This is a genomic window from Mycobacterium sp. UNC410CL29Cvi84 (genome assembly GCF_000686745.1).
Classification (GTDB): domain Bacteria; phylum Actinomycetota; class Actinomycetes; order Mycobacteriales; family Mycobacteriaceae; genus Mycobacterium; species Mycobacterium mucogenicum_B.
In genome coordinates this window covers 73434-92177 of record NZ_JMLM01000018.1, presented here as the reverse complement: position 1 = coordinate 92177, position 18744 = coordinate 73434, and the positions used below count along the sequence as shown (strand labels likewise).

The 18744-nt window shown below is 69.8% G+C and carries 13 protein-coding genes; 6 read left to right on the top strand and 7 right to left on the bottom strand.

Annotation, left to right across the window (positions count from 1 at the left end):
- Positions 1 to 63 precede the first annotated feature (63 nt).
- The 4 genes from BR47_RS31210 (at position 64) to BR47_RS0122970 (ending at position 9026) form a co-directional block, all read left to right on the top strand.
- The gene (locus BR47_RS31210; protein WP_036427677.1) at positions 64 to 2040 is read left to right on the top strand and encodes an Hsp70 family protein; all 1977 of its coding nucleotides are present in this window, start codon (positions 64 to 66) and stop codon (positions 2038 to 2040) included.
- Positions 2037 to 4526 carry an isoniazid response ATPase/transcriptional regulator IniR gene (iniR, locus tag BR47_RS0122980; protein WP_029120909.1) on the top strand — a complete coding sequence of 830 codons (2490 nt, stop codon included), beginning with the start codon at positions 2037 to 2039 and terminating at the stop codon, positions 4524 to 4526. The genes BR47_RS31210 and iniR overlap by 4 nt, the downstream gene beginning before the upstream one ends.
- Before the next feature lie 212 nt (positions 4527 to 4738).
- Entirely contained in the window at positions 4739 to 7627 is a 2889-nt protein-coding gene (locus tag BR47_RS0122975; protein ID WP_029120908.1) for a heterodisulfide reductase-related iron-sulfur binding cluster, read from the top strand.
- 115 nt (positions 7628 to 7742) lie between these two features.
- Positions 7743 to 9026, top strand: coding sequence for a pyridoxal phosphate-dependent aminotransferase (locus BR47_RS0122970; RefSeq protein ID WP_029120907.1), 1284 nt, complete (start codon positions 7743 to 7745; stop codon positions 9024 to 9026).
- A gap of 55 nt (positions 9027 to 9081) precedes the next feature.
- Here BR47_RS0122970 and BR47_RS0122965 read toward each other — a convergent pair whose 3' ends face one another.
- Entirely contained in the window at positions 9082 to 9711 is a 630-nt protein-coding gene (locus BR47_RS0122965) for a TetR/AcrR family transcriptional regulator (RefSeq protein ID WP_029120906.1), read from the bottom strand.
- 36 nt (positions 9712 to 9747) lie between these two features.
- On the opposite strand from BR47_RS0122965, the gene BR47_RS0122960 reads away from it, so the two are divergent.
- The gene (locus tag BR47_RS0122960; protein WP_029120905.1) at positions 9748 to 10209 is read left to right on the top strand and encodes an SRPBCC family protein; all 462 of its coding nucleotides are present in this window, start codon (positions 9748 to 9750) and stop codon (positions 10207 to 10209) included.
- A gap of 35 nt (positions 10210 to 10244) precedes the next feature.
- On the top strand, positions 10245 to 11471 hold the full coding sequence (locus BR47_RS0122955) for a YibE/F family protein (protein ID WP_029120904.1): 1227 nt from the start codon (positions 10245 to 10247) through the stop codon (positions 11469 to 11471).
- Positions 11472 to 11562: 91 nt separating this feature from the next.
- Here the strand turns inward: BR47_RS0122955 and BR47_RS0122950 are convergent, their stop codons facing one another.
- The 6 genes from BR47_RS0122950 to BR47_RS31200 all read right to left on the bottom strand — a co-directional run bounded on the left by BR47_RS0122950 (position 11563) and on the right by BR47_RS31200 (position 18586).
- Positions 11563 to 11925: a nuclear transport factor 2 family protein gene (locus BR47_RS0122950; protein ID WP_020103952.1), complete on the bottom strand. Its 363-nt coding sequence runs from the start codon at positions 11923 to 11925 to the stop codon at positions 11563 to 11565.
- Positions 11926 to 11945: 20 nt separating this feature from the next.
- Positions 11946 to 12695 (bottom strand): maleylpyruvate isomerase family mycothiol-dependent enzyme, encoded by a 750-nt coding sequence (locus BR47_RS0122945; protein WP_029120903.1) that lies wholly within the window; start codon positions 12693 to 12695, stop codon positions 11946 to 11948.
- A gap of 1 nt (position 12696) precedes the next feature.
- Positions 12697 to 14010, bottom strand: a complete 1314-nt coding sequence (locus BR47_RS0122940) for a cytochrome P450 (protein ID WP_036427676.1) — start codon at positions 14008 to 14010, stop codon at positions 12697 to 12699.
- Between the two features lie 54 nt (positions 14011 to 14064).
- Positions 14065 to 15393 (bottom strand): UDP-glucose dehydrogenase family protein, encoded by a 1329-nt coding sequence (locus tag BR47_RS0122935; RefSeq protein WP_029120901.1) that lies wholly within the window; start codon positions 15391 to 15393, stop codon positions 14065 to 14067.
- A gap of 95 nt (positions 15394 to 15488) precedes the next feature.
- Positions 15489 to 17051, bottom strand: a complete 1563-nt coding sequence (locus BR47_RS31205; protein WP_177127421.1) for a DUF7159 family protein — start codon at positions 17049 to 17051, stop codon at positions 15489 to 15491.
- A gap of 224 nt (positions 17052 to 17275) precedes the next feature.
- On the bottom strand, positions 17276 to 18586 hold the full coding sequence (locus tag BR47_RS31200) for an ammonium transporter (protein ID WP_036427675.1): 1311 nt from the start codon (positions 18584 to 18586) through the stop codon (positions 17276 to 17278).
- Positions 18587 to 18744: the final 158 nt, after the last annotated feature.

Genomic DNA, 18744 nt, shown 5'->3' with positions numbered 1-18744 from the left:
ACCCCGGGCTGCCAGCGCATAGGGTGGCCTGAGCCCGGTAGCGCATCAAAGGAGTGGACGTTTATGAGCCTCGGTTTGTCGATCGGCCAGACCAATCTGGTGGCCGTGCCGGCCGGGCGACCGCCGGTGAGCCGTCGCGCCATCCTGGCCCTGTACCCCGACCGGCCCGCCGAAGTCGGCATCCCCACGCAACCGGGTGGGCTGGTCCTGACCGGGTTCGTCGAGCGCGTCGGCGACCCGATTCCCCTGATCGCGCCCGACGGCTCGGCACATCGCGGTGAAGCCGTCCTGGCCGAGGCCCTCGACTCCATGGCCCGCACCGCGGGCGGCGGCGCCCCGATTGTCATCGCCGCTCCGGCGCACTGGGGTATGTCCACCATCGGCGCGCTCTCCGCGGCGCTGCGCGGCAAGCCGGGTCTGGCCGCCGCACCGGTGGTCTCCGACGCGGCCGCGGCGCTGGCCGGCCTCAAGGCCGGGTCCGGACTGCCGGATCACGGCGTGGTGGCGCTGTGCGATTTCGGCGGCAGCGGCACCAGCGTGACCATCGCCGACGCCGCGACGCTGAGCCAGATCGGCGAGACGGTGCGCTACCCGGAGTTCTCCGGCGACCTCGTCGACCAGGCGCTGCTCAACCACGTCATCGCCGGCATCACCGAGTCGTCCGATGCCGATCCGGCCGGCACCGCGGCCGTCGGCTCGCTGTCGCAGCTGCGCGACCAGTGCCGGCAGGCCAAGGAGCGCCTCTCGTCGGAGACGGCGACGTCGGTGAACGCAAACCTGCCCGGCTTCGCGTCGGCGCTGCGCATCACCCGCCCCGAGCTGGAACGGCTGCTCGAACCGGCCCTGGCCGGGCTGCTCGCCGTCCTGCAGGAAACGCTGCAGCGCAACCAGATTCCGGCCGGCGTCCTGACCGCCGTGGCCACCGCCGGCGGCGGCGCGTCGATTCCGATTGTCACCCAACGCCTTTCGGAGCACTTCCGGGTTCCGGTGGTGACCTCACCGCAGCCGGCGCTCACCGCGGCCGGCGGCGCCCCGCTGGTCGATCAGCGCACCATGAGCGCCGACGCCCCGACGGGCATGGCCCCGACGATGGGCTGGGCGGCCGGTCCCGCGGCATGGGCGGGCGGCCCCGCGACCATGGCCGCCCCGGTGCCGCCCGCAGACGCGAACCCGTCCTCGACCGTCGGGCCGTCGCTCGCCTGGTCCGACGACGAGGACCCCGGCGCGGCGATCGGCGGCGCAGACTTTGCGACCGGCTACGCCGAGGCCGCGCCCTACGGTGAGACCACCGCGCGGCCGGCGATGGACTTCGCCCACGAAGAAGAGGACAACCTGCCCGACGTGGCGCCGGTCCCCTGGTACCGGCGCCCACCGCTGATCTTCGGCGCGGCCGCGGCGGCGTTCCTGGTCGCCGGCGGCAGCTGGGCCGCGGTCGGACTCACCAGCAACGACACCCCGTCCGGCCCGGTGACCGTCGACGTCACCACCACCATCACCGGCCCCGACGGCTCCATCACCACGAGCACCTACAAGGCCACGAAGTCCGTTGTGACACAGACGAATCCGAACGGCCAGGTCGAGACCTCGACAGTCACCAACCCGGTCACCACCACGACCGACGCGCCGACCACGACGACGACCACCAGCGACTCGTCGACCACGAGCTCGACGACGACCACGACAACCACCACGACTACGACGACCACACCGTCGACCACGACAACGACGACCACCACACCCCCGACCACCACGACCACCACGCAGCCGCCCACGACGACGACCCAGCCGCCGACGACGACGCAGCCGCCCACCACCACACAGCCGCCGCCGACCACGACGAAGCCGCCGACGACGCAGCCACCCAGCACACAGACTCCGACGGCTCTGCCGACGACCCAGGCGCCCAGCACACAGCCCACGGTGGAGCAACCGCCCAAGACGGCCTCCGTGTCGGCGGAGACCGGGTCCGCTCCGTCGGCATCGGTGGCCACCGCGTCGGCGCCCATCACCGCGCAACCCTCGGCATCGACCAGCCAATGACCGCAGCGGCCGGCACGTCGCTGGTGCTCGGCGGAATCGGCAGCGGCAAGACCACCGCGCTGGAAGCGGTGCGAAAGACGTTGCGGGCCAACGGCACGACGATGCTCGCGCGGGTGCCCAAGCCCGGCGAGGCACCGGACGCGGCCATCGTCATCGACGATGCCCAACTGCTGTCCCCGGAAGAGCTGGACACGCTGACCGAGCTGGCCGGTGACCCGGCCCGCACCGTGGTGGTCAGCGCCGAGCCGTTGGCGCACGAGCGCGCACTCAACGCCCTCACCACCACTCTCAGCCGGCAGCAGCCGCCGATTCAGCTGGCGCCGATGACGCCCCGCGAGATCAACGAGGCGCTGGCCCGCGCCGGCGTCCCCGGCACGCAGGTGCCCGCACTGATCGCCGCCACCGGCGGCATCCCGCTGCTGGTGTACTCGGCGCTGTCGGCGCTGGCGTCGGGCGCCGATCCGGTCCGGGCCGCGTCCGTCGCGTTGAGTGAACGGCTGCGCCGGCTCGACGAGCACCTGCTCGACACGTTGTTGTTGTGTTCGCTCAGCCCGGAACTGGGGCCCGACGACATCGCCGCCGCCTTGCAACTGCCCGGCGACGACGCGGCCGTGCTGATGGACCGGGCCCGCGCCAGCGGCCTGCTGTCCGCATCGCTGCATCCGCGGTTCACCGACACGCTGCACCGGTCGCTCACCCGGCTGGTCGGCGCCGCGCGGCACCGCGAGACCGAATGCCGGCTGCTGCGCTCGCAGATCGAATCCGCCACCCTGTCAACCGAATTGGCGCTGAAGCTGGCCGAGCACGGCACCGTCGACGACCTCCTGGCGGCCGATCTGATCCACCGCGCCGGGTCCGCCGCACCGCGTCAGGCCGCCCGCCTGTACCGGGCGGCGGCCCGCGCGGGCACCGCCCCGGCCGACGTGCACCTCGCCGACGCCCTTGCCGTCACCGGCGACTGCACCACCGCCGGCACCCTGGCGGACGAACTGCTCACCGCCGACGACGCCGGCGTCCGCGCCCAGGCGGTGCGCATCGCGGCCAGCGTCGCGATGCACGACGGTGCCGCCGCCCACGCCGCGGATCTGTTCCGGTGGCTCGGCCCCGATCCCGATCCGTTCGTCGCCGCGGCGGGCGCCGTGGTCGGTGTCGCCACCGCCGATGCCGAGCTGGCCCGCGTCTGCCTGCAGGCCGAGAACTCGCTGCCGCCAACGTCTTCCGCGCGCGCGGCGCGCGGTATGGCCGAGGGCATGCTGCTGACGCTCGATCAGCCGTTCGCCGTCGCGATGGCGCGACTCACGCAGGCCCTCGGGTCCACCAACGGCGTACACGCCGTCGCGCCGGACAGCCCCGCCGCACTGCTGAGCCTCGTCGCCCTGCACGGCGGTGACGCCGTCCGCGCCCGCAGCGTCATCGGCCGGGCCATCCGCACCGGCGGCGACGCGGGTTTCACGGGTCTGCGCCACCGGCTGCTGCTGGGCTGGATCCGGATGCTCGACGGCCAACTCGATTCCGCCGTCCCGGCATTGGGCACGACCGAGGTCGCCGACCTGCACCGCCGCGACGCGCTGTGGTTCACCGCGCTGCAGACCGCCGTCGCCCGGCGCAGCGGCGACACCGGCGCCCTGCAGAAACACTGGCACGCGGCCATGGAAGTGCTGGCCGAATACTCCCTGGACCTGTACGCCCTGCTGCCGCTCGGCGAGTTGTGGGTCGCAGCGGCCCGGTTGCAGCAGCTCGACCAGCTGCGCCAGCCGCTGGCCGAGGCGTTCGGGCTGCTGCGGGCCGCCGGCAATCCGGCGCTCTGGGCAGTGCCGCTGCACTGGGCGGGCGTGCACGCCGGCATCCTGGCCAACGCGCCCGAGGCCGTCGCCCCGCACGGGCAGGCCCTGGCCGCAGCCAGCCGGGCCGAAGGTGCGCACGGCGCCTACGCCACCGCGCTCGCCGGCGCCGGCCGGGCGTGGCTGCGGGTCCTCGCCGGCGACGTCGATGCCGCCGAGGTGACGGCGGCCGCCCGTGGGCTGGCGCGCTTCGGGCTGACGTGGGATGCCACGCGCCTGGCCAGTCAGGCCGCGTTGCATTCGGCCGACGGCCGGATCTCCGGGGCCATGCTGCAGCTGGCGCGCGACCTCAAGCAGGACGCGGCCCTCGAGGCGGCGGCCGATCCCATCGAGCCCGCGGCCCCCGCTATTCCGCGTGAGCCCGCTTCCGGCGCAGATGTGCGCAACACCACACCACCTCCTGTCTCGGGTGACGCTCGGGCCACATCCGCCGCAACGCCCGCCTGGACCCGGCTGTCCGACCGCGAGCGCGAGGTCGCGGAGCTGGTGCTGCAGGGCATGCCGTACCGCGACATCGGGGCCCGGCTGCTGATCTCAGCGAAGACCGTCGAGCACCATGTCGCCCGCATTCGCCGCAGGTTGGGGGCCGAATCGCGGTCGGAGATGCTGTCGATGCTGCGGGCGCTGCTCGTCGAGAAGGTCTGACACCACCCTTATATAAGGAAGGCCTCGATCGGCGCTTGGCGGAGGCCGATTCTGGGTAAGGAAGTGAGCGCAAAGCGGCAGCTCAAGTTAGGACAGCCTTGCTAGCGTGCGTTCTACCCAGGATGCGACTATGAGCAGGCATCTAGCTTAAGTTACCCGTTGGTAACCTCGATAAGTTACCGGCTAGTAGCTACATAACTGGGAGAGGCGCGGTGGAGAATCTCGAACACACGCTCGACGTGGCCAGACTGGTCATCGGGCTGTTGGCAACGGTCATCGTCCTGGGGTTCGCCGCCAAGCGCATCCTGTGGCTGACCAAGCTGATCAGCTCCGGGCAGAAGCTCGGCGACGAACGTGGCCGTAAGGACGATCTCGTCACCCGCTTCCTGAACCAGAACAAGGAAGTCTTCGCCCAGTCGAAGCTCCTCAAGTGGTCGATCCCCGGCATCGCGCACTTCTTCACCATGTGGGGCTTCTTCGTCCTCGCGTCGGTCTACCTGGAAGCCTATGGCGTCCTGTTCGACCCGAAGTTCGCCATCCCGTTCGTCGGACACTGGGCCGTCCTGGGCTTCCTGCAGGACTTCTTCGCGCTGGCCGTGCTGGCCGGCATCGTCGTCTTCGCGATCATCCGCCTGACCAAGAACCCCAACAACATCGGCCGCGAGTCCCGGTTCTACGGATCGCACAACGGTGGCGCGTGGGAGATCCTCATCATGATCTTCCTGGTCATCCTGACCTACGCGATCTTCCGTGGTGCCGCCGTCAACGTCCTGGGCGAGCACTTCCCGTACCAGAACGGCGCCTTCTTCTCCGACGGCATGGCCGCGCTGCTGGCTCCGCTGGGCCACACCGCCAACGTCTGGATCGAGACCATCGCGCTGCTGTCGCACATCGGCGTCATGCTGGTCTTCCTGCTGATCGTGCTGCACTCCAAGCACCTGCACATCGGTCTGGCCCCGATCAACGTCACCTTCAAGCGCCTGCCCGACGGCCTCGGCCCGCTGCTGCCGATGGAGTACAAGGGCGAGAAGATCGACTTCGACGATCCCGCCGAGGACGCGGTGTTCGGCCGCGGCAAGATCGAGGACTTCACCTGGAAGGGCAACCTCGACTTCTCCACCTGTACCGAGTGCGGTCGCTGCCAGTCGCAGTGCCCGGCGTGGAACACCGGAAAGCCGCTGTCTCCCAAGCTCGTCATCATGAACCTGCGCGACCACCTGTTCGCCAAGGCGCCGTACATCATCGAGGGCAAGCCGATGCCCGAGGAGGGTTCTGTCGACTTCGCCAAGCTGGGCGACAGCCTGCACGGACACGGCGTCCCCGAGGACGGCTTCGCGCGCATCGAGGGTTCCGGCCCCGAGCAGGCGCTGCGTCCGCTGGTCGGCACCGCTGAGCAGGGCGGCGTCATCGACCCCGACGTGCTGTGGTCCTGCACCAACTGCGGTGCCTGCGTCGAGCAGTGCCCGGTGGACATCGAACACATCGACCACATCGTCGACATGCGCCGCTACCAGGTCATGGTCGAGTCCGACTTCCCCGGCGAGCTGGGCGTGCTGTTCAAGAACCTGGAACTCAAGGGCAACCCCTGGGGCCAGAACGCGAAGGAACGCACCACCTGGATCGACGAGCTGGACTTCGACATCCCGGTCTACGGCCAGGACGTCGAGAGCTTCGACGGCTTCGAGTACCTGTTCTGGGTCGGCTGCGCCGGCGCCTACGAGGACCGTGCCAAGAAGACCACCAAGGCCGTCGCCGAGCTGCTCGCCACCGCGGGCGTGAAGTTCCTGGTGCTGGGCACCGGCGAGACCTGTACCGGTGACTCGGCCCGCCGCGCCGGCAACGAATTCCTGTTCCAGCAGCTCGCCGCGCAGAACGTCGAGACCATCAACGAGCTGTTCGAGGGCGTCGACCCCGACAAGCGCAAGATCGTCGTCACCTGCCCGCACTGCTTCAACACCATCGGTCGCGAGTACCCGCAGCTGGGCGCCAACTACACCGTCGTGCACCACACGCAGCTGCTGAACCGCCTGGTGCGGGACAAGAAGCTGATCCCGGTGTCGTCGGCCAGCCAAGAGGTCACCTACCACGACCCCTGCTTCCTCGGCCGCCACAACAAGGAGTACGAGGCCCCGCGTGAGCTGGTCGGTGCCGCCGGCGCCGTGCTCACCGAGATGCCCCGCCACGCCGACCGCGGCCTGTGCTGTGGTGCCGGTGGTGCCCGCATGTGGATGGAAGAGCACATCGGCAAGCGCATCAACACCGAGCGCGCCGAAGAGGCCGTCGACACCGGCGCCTCGGCGATCGCGACCGGCTGCCCGTTCTGCCGCGTGATGATGAGCGACGGCGTCGACGACGTGGCCGCGACCCGCAGCATCGAGAAGACCGAGGTGCTCGACGTCGCTCAGCTGCTGCTGAACTCGCTCGACACCAGCAAGGTGACGCTGCCCGAAAAGGGCACGGCGGCAAAGGCTTCCGCGGCGCTCGCGGAGAAGAAGGCCAAGGAGGCCCCGAAGCCGGCTCCGGCCGCTCCGGCTCCCGCTGCCGAGGCCGCTCCGGCCGCTGAGGCACCTGCTGCCGCCGCTCCGGCCGCCGCCAAGCCGGTCACCGGCCTGGGCATGGCCGCCAAGCGTCCGGGTGCCAAGAAGGCCGCCGCCCCGGCGGCTGCCGCTCCGGCTGCTGAGGCTGCTCTCGCCGCCGAGGCTCCTGCTGCTGCCGCTCCGGCCAAGGGTCTGGGTCTGGCCGCGGGCGCCAAGCGTCCGGGTGCCAAGAAGGCTGCCGCTCCGGCTGCCGCTGCCGCTCCGGCCCCGGCCACCGAGGCTGCTCCCGCCGCCGAGGCTCCCGCCGCACCGGCCGCTCCCGCGGCTCCGGTGAAGGGTCTGGGTCTGGCTGCGGGCGCGCGTCGCCCCGGCGCCAAGAAGGCCGCTGCTCCGGCAGCACCGGCGGCGCCCGCCGCTCCGGCTGCTGAGGCTCCGGCTGCCGAGCCGGCCGCCGAGGCTCCTGCCGCTGCGGCACCTGCCGCCCCGGCGGAAGAGGCCAAGCCGGAACCGCCGGTCGTCGGACTGGGCATGCGTCCGGGCGCAAAGCGCCCCGGTAAGCGGTAACGCGAAGTACACCGCAATGGCCAGCTACGACCCGCCGCATGGAGCGTCGTAGCTGGCCATTGGCATATGTGGCCCTGATCGCAGATGGGCAAAAGAATTCGACACCGATGAGAGCATGGAAACCGTGACCACCCACCAGGTACCCGCTGACCGCACATGGCACAGCGGTCATCCGCGTAATCAGCGGACGTTTGCGCAGTCGACCAAGCTGCAGGACGTCCTCTACGAGATCCGCGGCCCGGTACACGAGCAGGCCTCCCGGCTCGAGGCCGAGGGCCACCGGATCCTCAAGCTCAACATCGGTAACCCGGCGCCGTTCGGCTTCGAGGCACCGGACGTGATCATGCGCGACATGATCGCCGCCCTCCCCTACGCCCAGGGTTACTCCGACTCCAAGGGCATCGTGTCCGCGCGCCGCGCGGTGGTCACGCGCTACGAGTTGGTCGAGGGCTTCCCCCGGTTCGACGTCGACGACGTCTTCCTGGGCAACGGCGTCTCCGAGCTCATCACCATGACGCTGCAGGCGCTGCTCGACAACGGCGACCAGGTGCTGATCCCGGCTCCGGACTACCCGCTGTGGACGGCGTCGACGGCGCTGGCCGGCGGCACCCCGGTGCACTACCTGTGCGACGAGACGCAGGGCTGGAACCCCGACATCGCCGACCTGGAGTCGAAGATCACCGACCGCACCAAGGCGATCGTCGTGATCAACCCGAACAACCCCACCGGCGCGGTGTACAGCCGCGAGACGCTGGAGTCCATCGCGAACCTGGCGCGCAAGCACCAGCTGCTGCTGCTGGCCGACGAAATCTACGACAAGATCCTCTACGACGAGGCCAAGCACATCCCCATGGCGTCCGTGGCGCCCGACATGCTGTGCCTGACGTTCAACGGCCTGTCCAAGGCGTACCGCGTGGCCGGCTACCGGTCCGGCTGGCTCGCCATCACCGGCCCCAAGGAGCACGCGTCCAGCTTCCTGGAGGGCATCAGCCTGCTGTCCAATATGCGGCTGTGCCCGAATGTGCCTGCGCAGCATGCCATTCAGGTGGCGCTCGGCGGACACCAGAGCATCGAGGACCTGATCCTGCCCGGCGGCCGCCTGCTCGAGCAGCGCGACGTCGCCTGGAACAAGCTCAACGAGATCCCCGGCGTCTCCTGCGTCAAGCCCGAGGGCGCGCTCTACGCGTTCCCGCGGCTGGACCCCGAGGTGCACGAGATCCGGGACGACGAGCAGCTGGTGCTCGACCTGCTGCTGCAGGAGAAGATCCTGCTCACCCAGGGCACCGGATTCAATTGGCCCACACCGGATCACCTGCGCATCGTGACGCTGCCATGGGCCCGTGACCTGGCCGCCGCCATCGAGCGCCTCGGCAACTTCCTGGCCAGCTACCGCCAGTAATCCACTGGGATTTGTGCACGATTTTCCGCGCCTGCCGCGGAAAATCGTGCACAAATCACTGCTGCTTCAGGCCCGCGATGAAGGTTCGCAGCAACGCGGCGAGGGTGTCTTCGAGCTCGGCACCAGGTTCGGGCTGATTGGCGGAATCGATTGCCGCCCAACCCCATACCGCGCCCACGAAGGCGTGGATCGCGGCCGTCAGCAACACCAGCTGCTGACGCTCCAGCGGCAGCCGGGGCTTGAGGGTCTCGCGCAGCCGCTCCTCGACGTCACGCGCCTGCGTGCGCACCGTCTCGGCCGCTTCGGCTGTCAGCCGGTTCATCAGCACCGGCGCGGCGCTGATCAGGTCGCAGAGCACCGGGCGCTGCGCAAGCGAGTGCGCCAAAGCCTTTGCCGGACTGCGCCGTTCGTCGTGCAGCTGGGCCTTCAGGTCGTCGAGCCAGCCCAGGTGCTCGCGGTACATCACCAGGAGCAGCAGCGCCTCCCGCGAACCGGCGTACCGCAGCACCCCCGACTTGGCCAGGCCCGCCGCGGCGGCGATGTCGCCGAGCGTCAGCTCGCTGGCCCGGGTGTCGTCCAGCAGGGCCCGGGCGACCTCGGTCAGCCGACGCAGGCGGTCCTCCCGCTGCTGCGGGCTGCGGGCCCGCACAAACGACAGCGCCACTGGAGAATCCGGCGAATCCATTGCTTAATAGAACACCGTTCCGTTAACTTGGTCAACATGACACACCACTACGAAGTCCGGGTCACGCGCCGTGCGCAGGCCACACCGAGCACGCTGTTCGACGTGGTCGCGGACGGTTCCCGCTGGTCCGAGTGGGCGCGGCCCCTGATCAACTACTCGGCCTGGGAGACCCGCGGGCCTGCCGACGACGGTGGCGTCGGGGCCGTCCGCGCCGTCGGTACGCCCCAGTTTCCCGCGCGGGAGCAGACGACCATCCACGAGCCCGGCCAGCGGCACGGCTACACCATCATCTCCAAGACCCCGGTGCGGAACTACCAGGCGCAGGTGACCTTCACCCCCGAGCCGGACGGCACCCGCATCGACTGGCACGGGACGTTCGAAAGCCCTTGGCGCATCGTCGGTCTGGGTTACCGCGCCGTCGTGCAGTACGTCCTGAAAACACTGTCCGCCAAGCTGGCGATCGAAGGCGAACGGCGCGACGCACTCAGCCGCGCCTGACCCAACGCTCAGCCCGACCCCCTACGCTGGCTCGAGTGGCGCACTCGCATACCCACTCGCACAGTTCCGGCCCGGCGCCGCTCAGCCCGCTGGCCGCGAAGGTCGTCGTCGGGCTCCTGGCGGTGATCGGGCTGGCGACGGTGATCGGCGCCGTCCTGCTGTGGCCGCACGGCAAGGCCGTAGACATCCCGCTGCCGTTCCAGAACGCGCACGGCGGCGCCGTGAGCACCGAGGCCGGGCACGTCGTGTCGACCGGCATGAACAACTGCGGCAGCCCGTCGGTCGGCGCGGTGCTGACGTCCGCCCCGGTCACCGCCCCGCCGGGCGCGGGGAGCTGCGTGCAGTCGCTCATCGGCATCGACTCCGGGCCCAATTCCGGCGCCAACACCCTGCTCGAGTTCAGCACCGGTCCCGGCCAGCCACACCTCGCCGCCGGCGACCACATCCGGGTGACCCGCCAGGTCGACGACTCCGGCACCACCACCTACGCCTTCTTCGACTTCGAACGCACCTGGCCGCTCGTCGCGCTGGCCGCCGTCTTCGCCGTGGTGGTCGTCGCGGTGGCCCGCTGGCGCGGGCTGCGGGCAATGGTCGGGATCGCCGTCGCGTTCGTGGTGCTGACGGTCTTCCTGCTGCCGGCACTGCGGGACGGCGGCCCGGCCATCCCGGTCGCGCTCGTCGCGTCGTCGGTGATCCTGTACGCGGTGATCTACCTGGCGCACGGCGTCAGCCTCCGCACGAGCGCCGCCCTGCTCGGCACCCTGAGCTCACTGCTGTTGTCAGCGGTGTTGTCCTGGGGCGCAATCGAATTGGCGCACCTCACCGGGTTGTCCGAAGACCAGAACAACGAGATCGCGGCCTACATGGGGTCCGTGTCGATCACCGGGCTGCTGCTCGCCGGCTTCATCATCGGCTCGCTGGGTGTACTCAACGACGTCACCGTGACGCAGGCATCGACGGCCTTCGAGCTGGCCGAACACGGCGCGTCCCGGCGGGCCATCTTCACCGGCGCCATGCGGGTTGGGCGCGACCATATCGCCAGCACCGTCTACACGCTGGTGCTCGCGTACGCCGGTAGCGCGCTGCCGCTGCTGCTGTTGTTCAGCGTCGCCAACCGGTCGCTGGGCGACGTGCTGACCAGTGAGAGCGTGGCGATCGAGATCGCCCGGTCGGCAGTCGGCGGCATCGCGCTGGCGCTGTCGGTGCCGCTGACCACCGCGATCGCGGCGGTGCTGGCCACCCCGCGGCACGCTACGGATTGACGCGTCTCCCTACACGTGTTCGATCTGGGGGCGTCAACGGGTCCCAGCGCGAGTTGTGCGGAGAGACAGTCGGCCAACCGGCCGCGGGAAACTACACCGCGTCCGACTCGATGAGCTCGGTCGCCGCGAGCGCCGATGCCAGGTCGTCGTGGCGGAACGCCGAGGTGACGTGGTCGTGCACGACGCGGAACGCCGTCGCGGCCGCGCGATCGGCACCGCCGCCGGTGATCGTCTGCTCGACGACCACGACGCCGTCGTGCACGAACATCCGGCCGACCGTCGACTTCTCGTCGAGGTCGGTTGCCCAGGCCCGCAACGCATTCCGCCCCTGGCTGGCGCCGTTCGCGTCACCGATCTCGATGTCACCGCTCGACAGCTTGTCCAGGGTGTCCAGGTCACGGTCGTTGAGGGCGTCGATCCAGGCGAGAACCGTCGCGATCTCGGAAGTCGTCATGTCTGCGAACCTACCTGACCTCAGAACGCCGAGTGGTCGACCCAGCGCTGCCACACGGCCGCGTCACCGATGACCTCGAGGCCGGCCTCCTCGACGGTCTGGCGTCGGGTGACCGCGAGCAGCAGCCCGGTCACCGGACCCCGCACTGCCGCATCACCTTTGGCGTGCTGATGCGACCAGCCGAGGCCGTCCTCGTCGTTGACCACCAGCCACTCGCCGGTGGGGCCGAGCTCGGATTCGGCGGCGTGCAGGTGCAGCGAACGTCCGCGCTCCAGCGGCGGATCCCCGGCGGGCGCCATCAGCGCCACCCGTTCCAGTGTCTCGGTGACGCCGTCGGCGGCCAGCTCGGCATCGAGCACGAACGGAAGGCCCAGTGCCAGAGCGGCATCGGCGCGGTGCACGGTCTGCTCGTGGAGGCGACGCCGAATCCACCACCCGGCGGGCTTGGGCCCGATGAACGTCCACACCTTCGCATCCGACCCGACGTGCTCGACGGCGTCGACGATGGCCTGCGCACCGACGTTCAGCCAGTCGATGGCAGCGTCGAGGTCCTCCGGCGGTTTCCCGTCCCGCACCTCGCGGGGATCGAGGGGCTCCTTCCTGTGCTCGGCGATGATCTGGGCGCACCAGCGGTTGCCGCGGCCGACGTGTTTGAACAGCTGTTTGAGAGACCACCCCGGACAGGTGGGCACCGGGGTTTCCAGGTCGGCTTTGCGGATGATGTCGCCGAAGGCGGCGGTTTCCTCGATCAGGGCTGCGCGAAAGGCCATTTCACGACGGTACCGCTGCGCGCGCCTGCCCGAGTGCGATCGGCAATGCCGCCCAACCCCGGAGTACGCGAGTGTCGCGCCGGGTGCCGGGGCCCGCGAGTTGCGCGTCGGGGAACCGCTCGAAGAACGTCCGCAGTCCCACTTCCCCTTCGGAGCGGGCCAGTGCCGCACCGAGGCAGAAGTGCCGTCCGCCGGAGAACGAATGGTGCTTGCCCGCGTTGGCGCGGGTGACGTCGAAGCGGTGCGGGTCGGGGAAGACGGCCGGGTCACGGTTGGCCCCGGCCAGGTAGACGACGACGGGCTCGCCGGCGCCCACGTGGTAGCCGGCGATGTCGACGTCCACCTTGGCGATGCGGGCCGACAGCTGGACCGGTGAGTCGAGCCGCAGGATCTCTTCGACGGCGGTGGGCCAGAGGTCGGGCTGTGCCAGCAGCAGGGCCAGTTGATCGGGATGCTGCAACAACATTCGGATGCCGTTGCCCAGCAGATTCACCGTGGTCTCGAACCCGGCCGCCAGCACCAGGCCGGCGGTGGCCCGCAGTTCTTCGTCGTTGAGCCGGGCGCCGCCGTCGCTGGCGGCGATGAGCTGGCTCATGAGGTTGTCGCCGGGGTTGGCCCGCAGCTCGCGGAGGTGCGTGGCCAGCCAGGTGTTGAAGCCGTCCAGCCCGTCTTCGACGCTGAGGTACTGCTGCCAGGTCAGCCCGATGTCCAGGCTGGGCGCGGCCAGTTCGCCGAATTCGAGGATGTGCGACCGGTCATGCTCGGGCACCCCGAGGATGTCCGCGATCACCGTGACGGGCAGCTGCGAGCAGTAGCTCTGCACGATGTCGACGGTGTCCCCCGCCGCCAGTTCATCGATCAGCCCGTTCGCGGCCTCCTGCACCCGTTCCCGCAATGCCGCGACGGCCCGCGTGGTGAACACCGCCGAGACGGTCTTGCGGTAGCGGGTGTGCTGCTCCCCGTCGACCGACAGCAGCGACGGCGGCAGCAGCGGATGCAACCGGCCCTTGACGGTGGTCTTGTTCTCCAGCCAGCCGAGGGCGCCGGGCAGCGTCCCGCCGATCTGCGTGACGGTGAAGTCATCCGAACGCAGAATCTGGTGCACGAGAGCATGATCCGCGGTGATCCAGGCCGCGCGGCCGCGGTACATCCGGCCGCGGCTGCGCAGTTCGTCGGCGAACGCGCCGGGGTCGGTCCGCACCGCCGGGTCGGCGATGAGCCGGCCCTGGAGGTCGCCATGCCGCGCGCCGTATGCGGCGAGCTTGCGGATGACGGCGTGCAGCGCGAACCAGTTGAGCCGTTGCCTCAGCGTCATGGAGCCGAGCTTAGGCACGCCCAGCGCGGTCGGGCTACATACTGCAGTCGGAAATCAGGGCGTCAGATTGCGGCCCAGCGCGTGCACCCGCCAGCCCGCGGCCTGCCATTTCGCGACGTCGAGGCAATTGCGGCCGTCGACAATCACTTTCACCCGGACGGTGGCCGCGAGCTGTTCGGGGTCCAGGTCCAGGAACTCCTGCCATTCGGTCAGGACCAGTACGGCGTCGGCGCGGTCGCAGGCCTCGAGGACGGAGGTGGAGTAGTTCAGCGTCGGGAAGACCCGGCGGGAGTTGTCCATGGCCTTGGGGTCGTAGACGTTGACGGCCGCGCCGTTGAGCTGCAGCATGCCGGCCACGTTCAGTGCGGGTGAGTCACGCACGTCGTCGGACTCGGGCTTGAACGCCGCACCCAGCACCGCGATGTTGGCACCCAGCAGCGTGCCGCCGCACGCCTTGGTGGTCAGCTCCACCATGCGGGTGCGCCGGCGCATGTTGATGCTGTCCACTTCACGCAGGAAGGTCAGCGCGGGGTCGGCGCCGAGTTCACCGGCGCGGGCCATGAAGGCGCGGATGTCCTTGGGCAGGCAGCCACCACCAAAACCCAAGCCGGCGTTGAGGAATCGCCGGCCGATGCGGGGATCGTAGCCCAATGCGTCGGCCAGGACGGTGACGTCGGCGTTGGTCGCTTCGCACACCTCGGCGATGGCGTTGATGAACGAGATCTTGGTGGCCAGGAAGGCGTTCGCGGAGACCTTGACCAGTTCCGCCGTCTGCAGGTCGGTCAACAGGAACGGCACGCCGCGCTCCAGGATGCGCGCATACAGCTCCCGGATCGCCGCCTCGGCGCGCTGCGAATCCGCTTGTACGCCAAGGACGATGCGGTCCGGGTGCAGGGTGTCCTTGACGGCGAACCCCTCGCGCAGGAACTCCGGGTTCCACGCCACCTCGACGTCGATGCCCGCAGGCGCGAGCTCGCGGGCCCGGGCCCCGAGTTCGGCGGCGGTGCCCACCGGGACGGTGGACTTGCCGACGATCACCGCGGGCCGGCGCAGCCGCGGCACCAGGGTGTCGATGACCGACTGCACGTACCGCAAGTCGGCGGCGTACTCCCCCTTCTTCTGCGGGGTGCCCACGCCGAGGAAGTGCACGTCGCCGAATTCGGCGGCCTCGTCATAGTCGGTGGTGAAGTGCAGCCGCCCGGCTTCGATGTTGTCGCGCAGCATCTTCCGCAGCCCGGGCTCGTAGAACGGGATGTCACCGGCCGCCAGCTTCGCGATCTTGCCGGGGTCGATGTCGACGCCGAGGACCTCATGGCCGAGCTCCGCCATGCCGGCGGCATGCGTCGCCCCGAGGTAGCCGGTACCGAACACGGTGCATCTCATACTGCCTTGATAGGCAGCCGTGATGAGCGCGGCGCGAAGTGACACTGAGCGTCAGGCCAACGGCAGATGACAAACAGCCGCCGGCCTGACGGGCGTCAGTTCTTCTGGCAGAAGATCAGGAAGCAGGTCTGCTTGGGCTGCTTCGGCTTCTTGCCGGAGTCACCGGGGTAGTCGCCCGGGTACCCGCTCGAGCCGCCCGGGTACTGGTTGCCCGGGTATCCGTTGCCGGGGTACTGGTTTCCGGGGTAGCCGTTGCCGGGGTAGTTGCCCGGGTAGCCGTCGTCGTCGTGGCCGCGGCCACCGCGACTCGGGTAGTCCGGGTAGCTGTTGCCCGGGTTCCACTGGGGCTGCTGCGGACGCGGCACCCACGGGTTCCAGGCGGGCGGCTGTGGGCCGGGGATTTGGATGACCGGCGGCGGCAGCACCACGGGAGCCGGGTCGGGTACTGCGGCAGGCGGCGGTACCGCGGGCGCGGCCGGCACGTCAGGCATCGACACCGGGACGGGTGCCGGAGCCGGCGCGGGGGCCTCCGGGGCGGGCGCGGGGACGTGCACCTGCGGCGCGGACTCCTTGACCACCTGCGGCGCGTCGACGTGACGCGGGGCCTGAACCTGCACTTCGGGCGCCGGTTCGGGGGCAGCAGCCGGTGCCGACGCGGGCGGCGGGACGGCGGCCGGCGGCGGCGCGGGTGCGACGATCGGGGCGCTGGGCACGATCGCGGCCTGCGCGGGCGCGGGCCGTTGATCGACCGTCGGCCGGATGCTCACCGCGAGCGAAATGGCGAGGGCCACAACGCCGACGACGAAGATCGAGGTGAGCGCGCTACCGACCAGCAGGAAGGGCTTGCGGCCCTGATCGGCGACCACGGGGGCGTCGCCCAGCTCGTCGAAACCGAACTCGTCGGCCGTCAGCAGCGGGGCCGCCAGCGGAGCCGCGGCAGCGACACCACCCGGTGCGGCCGAGTAGGCCAGGCCGGCGGTGGCGGCGTCGAACATCGGCGCGCTGGCCGAGGCGAGGGCTGCGCCACGGGCCAGTGCCAGGTCGGCGTCGCCCGGGGCGTTCACCGGGATGTCGAGCAGCTCGGCCAGATGCGCCTGCACCGCGGTGACGTCGACGCCGGAGCCGACGACGAACATGCCCTGCGGCGACGTGTCGGCGGTGGCGACGGCGGCGGCCATGTCGCCGAGGACAGCCATGGCGTCGGTGCTGTGCAGGCTGCGGCTCAGCACCTTCGAGATGGCACCGTCGGCATCGACGACGGACATGGTCGCGGTGTCGCGGTCGACGAACAGCAGACCGGTGCTCGAGTAGCCGACAGCCTGGCCCGCGGCCTGCGCCAGCGACCCCGCGGCGTGCAGCTCGGAGACCATCATGACGTCCTTGACGCCGGCGGCGTCCAACGCGTCGCGCAACCGCGCGGCGGCGTCGTGGTCACTCCAGGCGACGCCCACCGATTTCAGGTGGTGGCCGCCTTCCTCGGCGCTCTCCCGGGTCCCCAGGATGGCGCTGACAACCTGCTCGACCGGCGTTGCTGAACCGTCCGCGGTCTGCGTTTCGAAAATATCGTGGTCGACGATCGCGCCGTCGGCCTTATCACCCTCAACCAGCGCCATACGCACCGTGGTTGGCGTCATAGACACACCCAGAACGATGTCCACTGACCCTCCAATAGTGTTCGCTACGCTATCTAGGCCGACACCGAGAATCCCCTGCCGCGCAGGCCACAACCAGATACTTCATCGCAGCGAACGGCGGAGTCGTTACCGATTCCCCCAGCTCGTGGAGCCACGATGCAGTTCTTGCCGCGGCGCTGGCTGACACAGTCCCGCCAATGCCGGTGGTTCAACCCTACCCGCGTTCGGCGTAGATGACCTAAGCAGTTTCAGGCGTCCTCGGCGTCCGGGCGAGGCTGCTTCAAGAGATCGGTCAGCGAGCTGGAACCGGTCGGCCGGCGGGTACCCAGGTGGCCGTGCACGCCCTCCGCGTAGGCCGTTTCGGCGTGCTGGCTGAAGTCGACGCCAGCGGTCTCGTCCTCGGCACTGAGCCGGAAACCCATGACCCTGTCGATGATCTTGCCGAGCACGAACGTCGCCGTGAAGGCGTACACGGCGACGACGGCCATCGCGAGCAGCTGCTTGCCGAGCTGGGCGAATCCGCCCCCGTAGAAGAGGCCGCGGACACCGCCGGTCATGACGTCCGTCGCCAGCAGGCCGATCAGCACGACGCCGACGACACCACCGACGAAGTGCACGCCGACGACGTCGAGTGAGTCGTCGTAGTTGAGCTTGAACTTGAGGCCGACCGCGAACGAGCAGACGACACCGGCCAGCAGGCCGACGATGAGCGCGCCCAGCGTGTTGACCGTGCCGCACGACGGGGTGATCGCGACCAGGCCGGCGACGACGCCGGACGCCGCGCCGAACGTCGTCGGCTTGCCGTCACGCACCTGCTCGACGGTGAGCCAGCCCAGCATGCCGAGACAGCCCGCGACCAGCGTGTTCAGGAAGATCGCGGCGGCTGTGCCGTTCGCCGCCAGCGCCGAGCCCGCGTTGAAACCGAACCAACCGAACCACAGCAGACCGACACCGAGCAGAACGAACGGCAGGTTGTGCGGGCGCATGGCGTCCTGCTTGAAGCCGATGCGCGGGCCCAACACGATGGCGAGCGCCAGTGCTGAGGCGCCCGACGCGATCTCGACGACCAGGCCGCCCGCGTAGTCCAGGGCACCCATCTTGGCGAGCCAGCCGTCCGGACCCCAGACCCAGTGCGCGATGACGCTGTAGACGACGATCGCCCAGATCGGCACGAAGACCATCCACGCCGAGAACTTGGCGCGGTCGGCGATGGCGCCGCTGATCAGGGCGGCGGTGATGATGGCGAACGTCAGCTGGAAGGTGGCGAACAACAGCTCGGGGACGGCGCCGTGTGTGGTGCTGGGGCTGATGCCGAGCATGCCGAAGTGTTCGAGGTTGCCGAGGAAGCCGTCGCCGTCCGAGAAGGCCAGCGTGTACCCGAGCACCAGCCACGCGACCGTGACCAGTGGAATCGAGATGAAGCTCATCATGATCATGTTGAGCACGCCGGTCGTGCGGACCATGCCGCCATAGAAGATGGCCAGGCCCGGGGTCATCAGCAGGACCAGGGCGGTGCTGGCGAGCAGCCAGGCGGTGGCGGCGGGATCGATGCCTTGCACGTGAGACTCCTTCGACAATCTTGACGAGGATGTATCGGCGGAGTTTCCAGCGCGCGGCGACTGCGTTTCCGACGTGTTACACCAGCCTCACAAGGGCGTTCGGTGCTTGGTTTCGCGTGAAACAACCGGCGGTTAGACGCTGGTGCTTCCGGGTATCT